This window comes from Roseomonas rosulenta (assembly GCF_016106005.1).
GTDB lineage: Bacteria > Pseudomonadota > Alphaproteobacteria > Acetobacterales > Acetobacteraceae > Neoroseomonas > Neoroseomonas rosulenta.
In genome coordinates this window covers 1-5,615 of sequence record NZ_JACADR010000285.1, presented here as the reverse complement: position 1 = coordinate 5,615, position 5,615 = coordinate 1, and the positions used below count along the sequence as shown (strand labels likewise).

The following is a 5,615-nucleotide window of genomic DNA, read 5'->3' as shown; positions in this document are numbered from 1 at the left end:
CCGCGCCCGGCGCAGGCGCCGGCGCGCCCCGGCGGCACGCCGCCGGCCCAGCCGCCGCGGCGGAACTGAGCGTGGGGGCCGATCCGCGCTTCTTTCCCGCGCACGGCCCGCTGAGCCTCGCGGCCATCGCCGAAGCCGCGGGGGCGCGGCTTTCGGGCGATGCCGGGCGGATGCTGGCCGGCGTGGCGCCGCTCAACCTCGCCGGCCCGCAGGACCTCGCCTTCTGCGAAGGGCGCCGCCACCAGGCGGCCCTGCGCGAAAGCCGCGCCGGGGCGGTGCTGGTCACGGCCGATGCGGAGGCCGCGGTGCCCGTGGGCTGTGCGGCGCTGGTGGTCGATGCGCCGCAGCTCGCCTTCGCGCGCGTTGCCGCCCTGTTCCATCCGCGCCCCGAGCCGATGGCGGGCGTCCACCCCTCGGCCGTCATCGCGCCCGATGCGACGATCGGCGAGGGCTGCGAGATCGGCCCCTTCGTGGTGGTCGGCGCGGGTGCGCAGATCGGCCCGGGCTGCATCCTGCACGCGCATGCCGTCGTCGGGCCCGGCTGCGTGCTCGGCGCGGGCTCCATCCTGCGCGCCCATGCCAGCCTGCTGCACTGCATCGCCGGCAGCGGCGTGGTGCTGCACGAGGGGGCGCGCGTCGGCAACGAGGGCTTCGGCTTCGTGACCACCAAGGCCGGCGAGCACGTGACCGTGCCGCAGGTCGGGCGCGTGATCCTGGGCGATGGCGTCGAGATCGGCGCCAATTCCTGCGTCGACCGCGGCGCCGCCGGGGATACGGTGCTGGGGCCGGGCACGCGCCTCGACAACCTGGTGCAGGTCGGCCACAACGTGAAGACGGGGCGCGGCTGCGTCATCGTGGCGCAGGCCGGCATCGCCGGCTCGTCGGAGCTCGGCAACTACGTGGTGGTCGCGGCCCAGGCCGGCATCACCGGCCACATCACGCTGGGCGACGGCGCGCGCGTGGGCGCGCAGGCGGGGGTGATGAACCACGTGCCCGCCGGCACGGACGTGGTGGGCAGCCCGGCCTGGCCAGCGCGCGAGACGCTGAAGGCCTTCGCCTGGCTGCGCCGCCAGGTGGCGCCCAGGGAGGGCGCGAAGGCGGGGAACGACAAGACGAGCGGGACGCAATGACCAGCGACGCAAAGACCGACGCCACCGAGGCCACCGAGGTCGGCACCTACGACATCGCGCAGATCATGCACGCGATCCCGCACCGCTACCCCTTCCTGCTGGTGGACCGGGTGGTGGAGCTGGTGAAGAACCAGTCCTGCATCGGGATCAAGAACGTCACGATCAACGAGAACTTCTTCCAGGGCCACTTCCCGACCATGCCGGTGATGCCCGGCGTGCTCATCATCGAATGCATGGCGCAGACCGCGGCCGTGCTGGTGGTCGAGACGCTCGGCCCGGACTGGGCCGGCAAGCTCGTGTACTTCATGACCGTGGACAGCGCGAAGTTCCGCAAGCCCGTGGTGCCCGGCGACCAGATGCGCGTGCACGTCACCAAGGAACGCCAGCGCGGCAACATCTGGAAGTTCTCCGCCGAGGCCAAGGTGGACGGCAAGGTGGTGGCCGAAGCCACCTACGCCGCCATGATCCTGGACCGCTGAGCATGGCCGAAATCCATCCGACCGCGGCGGTGGCCCCGGGCGCCGTCATCGGCGAAGGCTGCCGCATCGGCCCGGGCTGCGTCATCGGGCCGGACGTGGTGCTCGAACAGGATGTCGAGCTCATCGCCCATGTGGTGGTGGACGGCCACACGCGGATCGGCCGCGGCGTGCGCGTCTTTCCCTTCGCCACCATCGGCATGGCGCCGCAGGACCTGAAGTACCGCAACGAGCCGACGCGCTGCGAGATCGGCGCCGGCACGTTGGTGCGCGAAGGCGCCACCGTGCACCGCGCGAGCGTGGGCGGCGGCGGCGTCACCATCGTCGGCGCCAACTGCATGCTGATGGCGACGGCGCATGTGGCGCATGACTGCGTGCTGGGCGATGGCGTCATCCTCGCCAACAACGTGATGCTCGGCGGGCATGTGCAGGTCGGCCCCGGCGCCTTCATCGGCGGGGGGGCTGCGGTGCATCAGACGGTGCGCATCGGCCGCCTCGCGATGGTGAGCGGCATGGCGGGGGTCACCAACGACATCCCGCCCTTCGGCTACGTCTTCGGGCTGCCGGCGCGCCTGGTGGGCTTCAACCGCATCGGCCTGTTGCGCCGGGGTGCGACACGCGACCAGCTGCGCACGCTGCGCGCGGTGCACACCATGCTGTTCAAGGACCCGGGCGAATTCGCCGCGAAGCTCGACCAGGCCGCTGCACGCTTCCCCGAGGATGCGCTGGTGCAGGAGCTGATCGCCTTCGTGCGCGACCCCTCGCGCCGGCGCCAGCTCGTGCGCCCGGGCCGCATGGCCGCGCCCGAGCTCGGCGGCACGGATGAGGAGAACGGGGACGGGTCGTGAGCCCCGGACCCAGCGACGCCCCCTTGGGCATCATCGCCGGCGGCGGGCTGCTGCCCGTGCGCGTGGCGGAAGCGGTCGCGGCTTCGGGCCGGCCGGTCGTGGTCGCCGTGCTGGACGGGCATGGCGATGCCGCCGCCTATGCGCGCTTCCCGGCGCAGGCTTTCCGCTGGGGGCTGGCGGCGACCATGCTCGCCTGGCTGAAGGGCCATGGCGTGCGGCAGGTGGTGCTGGCGGGCACCGTCTCGCGCCCCTCGGTGCTGTCGCTGCGCCCGGATGCGGCGGGGGTGAAGCTGCTGGCGCGGATCGGCCGCGCCGCCTTCACCGGCGATGATTCCATCCTGCGCGCCGTGATGAACGTGCTGGCCGAGGACGGGTTCGAGGTGCTGGGCGCGCAGCAGGTGCTGGCCGGGCTACTGCCGCCGGCCGCGCTGCTGGCCGGCCCCGGTCCCGACGACCTTGCCCGCGCCGACATCCAGCGTGGCCTCGCGGTGTGCCGTGCGCTCGGCGCGGTGGATGTCGGCCAGGGCTGCGTGGTGCAGCAGGGCCTGGTGCTGGCGGTGGAGGCGATCGAGGGCACCGACGCCATGCTCGCCCGCGCCGGCGCGCTGCGGCGCGAAGGCCCCGGCGGCGTGCTGGTCAAGGCGCTTAAGCCCGGCCAGTCGCGCCTCGCGGACCTGCCCACCATCGGCCCGCGCACGGTCGAGAATGCGCGTCTCGCCGGGGTGCGCGGCTTGGCCTTCGAGGCCGGCGGCACCATCCTCCTGGAGCGTGACGCAACCATCGCCGGCGCGGCGGCGGCGGGGATCTTCCTGCTGGCCTTCGACCCGGCCGAGTATTCCGAAGGAACCACAGCATGACCGAAGGCCGCTTCCTGCACACCATGATCCGGGTGGGCAACCTCGAGCGTTCCATCGCCTTCTACACCAAGCTGCTCGGCATGAAGGAACTGCGCCGGCGCGACGTGCCCGACGGCAAGTACACCCTCGCCTTCCTCGGCTACGGGCAGGGCAATGCCGAAGGCCAGGGCGAGATAGAGCTGACCTACAACTATGGCGTCGAGAAATACGAACAGGGCACCGCCTTCGGCCACCTCGCGGTCGGCGTGCCCGACGTGGCGGCGGCCTGCGAGGCGGTGCGCGCCGGCGGCGGCAAGGTCACGCGCGAGGCGGGCCCCGTGAAGTTCGGCACCACCATCATCGCCTTCGTGGAAGACCCGGACGGCTATAAGATCGAGCTGATCCAGCGGATGTCCTGACCGGCCCGGTGCGGGTTCCGGCCCGCGCCCGCCGCACATGGGAGGCACCGATGGGAAGCCTGATCGGCACCTGGAGACTGGTGGAGGCCCGCGCCTTCGGCCCCGACGGGGTCGAGCTCGCACCCCCTCTGGGCCCCGACCCGATCGGAATCATCACCTACGAGGCCGAGCGCATGATCGTCGCAGTTGCGAGGCCCGATGAGCCGGCGCTCTTCAGCGGATACGCGGGGCGCTATAGCTTCGACGGGGAGACCCTCACCGTGCTGGTGGATGCCGCCTCCGATCCCTCGGCGCCGATCGAGCAGGTGCGCCGCATCCATTTCGAAGGGCCAGGCCGCTACGTGGCGACACCGACGATGCCCGTCCTGGGGCATGCGGCGGGGCTGCGCCTGACCTGGGAACGGGTCGGCTGACGCGCGGACGGGAACACCGCCCTTGGACCTCGTCGACCTTCTGCGCGGCCTCCTCGACACCACCGAGGACGCCGCGCGTGCCCTGGTCGGCCGCGAGCGCATCCGCCTCGCGGTCACCGGCCTGTCGCGCGCGGGCAAGACCGTCTTCCTCACCTCGCTGATCGCGAACCTGCTTGCCGCCGGGCGCGGCGCGCGCACGCTGCCCGCGCTGTCCGACGCCACCGGCGGGCGCATCCGCCGCGTCTTCATCATTCCCGCCGGCACCGAGACCATCCCGCGCTTCGACCCCGACGGGCACCTCGCCGCACTCGCCGCCGACCCGCCGCGCTGGCCCGAGCGCACAGATGACTTCTCCACCCTGTCGATCGCCATCGACGTGGAGCGCCGCAATTCGCTTGGTGGCCTGCTGCCGGAACGGCGCGTCACGCTCGACCTGATCGACTATCCCGGCGAATGGCTGCTCGACCTGCCGATGCTGCGTCAGGACTACGCCGCCTGGTCGGAGGAGACGCTGGCGCGCCTCGGGCGCGGCATCCGCGCCGGCGCGGCAGCGCAGTTCCTCGCCTTCCTCGAGGACCTGCCCGACGACGCGGCAGCGGAGGATGCGCTCGCGAAGCGCGGCTACACGCTCTATCGCGACGCGCTGCGCGCCTGCCGCGACACGCATGGCCTGCGCTACCTCCAGCCCGGCCGCTTCCTCAACCCCGGCCCGCGCGGCGAGGCGCCGCTGCTCTGGTTCTTCCCGCTGCCATCCACCGCACGCGGCGGCCTCGCGCAGCTCTGCGCGCGGCGCTTCGATGCGTATCTGGCGGACCAGCGCGCGACCTTCCTCGACCCCTTCTTCGCGCGCTTCCACCGCCAGGTCGTACTGGTGGACGTGCTGGGCGCGCTGCATGCCGGCGAGGAAGCCTTCCACGACACCGGCGACGCGCTCTCCGCCATCGCCTCCGTCATCTCCGGTGCGAACTGGTTGGAACGGCTGCTCGGCGCGGCGCCCACGCGCGTCGCCTTCGCCGCCACCAAGGCCGACCACGTGCCCACGCGCGCGCGCGACGCGCTGGCCGCGCTGGCCGAGCACATCACGATGGGCGCGCGCGGCCGCGCGGAACAATCGGGCGCGGCGGTCTCCTTCCACGCCCTCGCTGCCATCCGCTGCACCGAGGACGCGGTCGCGCGGCTCGAGGGCCATTCGGTCGCCGCCGTGCGCGGGGTCCTTTTGCAGGACGGGGTCGGCGCCACCATCTATCCGGGCGAGGTGCCGATGAAGCCGCCCGAACCCGCCTTCTGGGATGCCGGCCTGTTCACCATGCCGGAATTCCGCCCGCCGCGGCTCGACCCCGCGGGCGCCAGCGGCATGCCGCATCTCGGGCTGGACGCGCTGCTCGCCTGGCTGATCGGGGATGCGCTGTGAGCGCGCGCGGCGGCCATGGCGGCAAAGCGCCGGCCGTGCCCGCGGCGGCGCCGGACGAGCGCGGCGGGGACCGGCCGGGCCC

General features: G+C 73.0%; 7 protein-coding genes. All 7 read left to right on the top strand.

Annotation, left to right across the window (positions count from 1 at the left end; genetic code table 11):
• The first annotated feature begins 71 nt into the window (after nt 1-71).
• From lpxD to HW578_RS22180, 7 genes are read left to right on the top strand one after another with little or no spacing between them, the layout of a single operon-like run.
• Nucleotides 72-1,130, top strand: coding sequence for a UDP-3-O-(3-hydroxymyristoyl)glucosamine N-acyltransferase (gene lpxD, locus HW578_RS22210; RefSeq protein ID WP_198372895.1), 1,059 nt, complete (start codon nt 72-74; stop codon nt 1,128-1,130).
• Complete coding sequence (gene fabZ / locus HW578_RS22205; protein WP_198372894.1) at nt 1,127-1,609, top strand: 3-hydroxyacyl-ACP dehydratase FabZ; 483 nt, start codon at nt 1,127-1,129, stop codon at nt 1,607-1,609. The genes lpxD and fabZ overlap by 4 nt, the downstream gene beginning before the upstream one ends.
• 2 nt (nt 1,610-1,611) lie before the next feature.
• Nucleotides 1,612-2,454 carry an acyl-ACP--UDP-N-acetylglucosamine O-acyltransferase gene (gene lpxA, locus HW578_RS22200; protein ID WP_198372893.1) on the top strand — a complete coding sequence of 281 codons (843 nt, stop codon included), beginning with the start codon at nt 1,612-1,614 and terminating at the stop codon, nt 2,452-2,454.
• Nucleotides 2,451-3,311, top strand: coding sequence for an LpxI family protein (locus tag HW578_RS22195; RefSeq protein ID WP_198372892.1), 861 nt, complete (start codon nt 2,451-2,453; stop codon nt 3,309-3,311). The genes lpxA and HW578_RS22195 overlap by 4 nt, the downstream gene beginning before the upstream one ends.
• Nucleotides 3,308-3,709 carry a lactoylglutathione lyase gene (gene gloA / locus HW578_RS22190; protein ID WP_198372891.1) on the top strand — a complete coding sequence of 134 codons (402 nt, stop codon included), beginning with the start codon at nt 3,308-3,310 and terminating at the stop codon, nt 3,707-3,709. Before HW578_RS22195 ends, gloA begins: the two co-directional genes overlap by 4 nt.
• Nucleotides 3,710-3,759: 50 nt before the next feature.
• Nucleotides 3,760-4,122, top strand: a complete 363-nt coding sequence (locus HW578_RS22185; protein WP_198372890.1) for a lipocalin-like domain-containing protein — start codon at nt 3,760-3,762, stop codon at nt 4,120-4,122.
• A gap of 22 nt (nt 4,123-4,144) precedes the next feature.
• Nucleotides 4,145-5,533 (top strand): YcjX family protein, encoded by a 1,389-nt coding sequence (locus HW578_RS22180; RefSeq protein ID WP_198372889.1) that lies wholly within the window; start codon nt 4,145-4,147, stop codon nt 5,531-5,533.
• Nucleotides 5,534-5,615 lie beyond the last annotated feature (82 nt).

Bases quoted from the DNA above. Each gene is read 5' to 3' on its own strand.
- HW578_RS22185 (WP_198372890.1), top strand. From the start codon at position 3,760: ATGGGAAGCCTGATCGGCACCTGGAGACTGGTGGAGGCCCGCGCCTTC.
- gloA (WP_198372891.1), top strand. From the start codon at position 3,308: ATGACCGAAGGCCGCTTCCTGCACACCATGATCCGGGTGGGCAACCTC.
- lpxA (WP_198372893.1), top strand. From the start codon at position 1,612: ATGGCCGAAATCCATCCGACCGCGGCGGTGGCCCCGGGCGCCGTCATC.
- fabZ (WP_198372894.1), top strand. From the start codon at position 1,127: ATGACCAGCGACGCAAAGACCGACGCCACCGAGGCCACCGAGGTCGGC.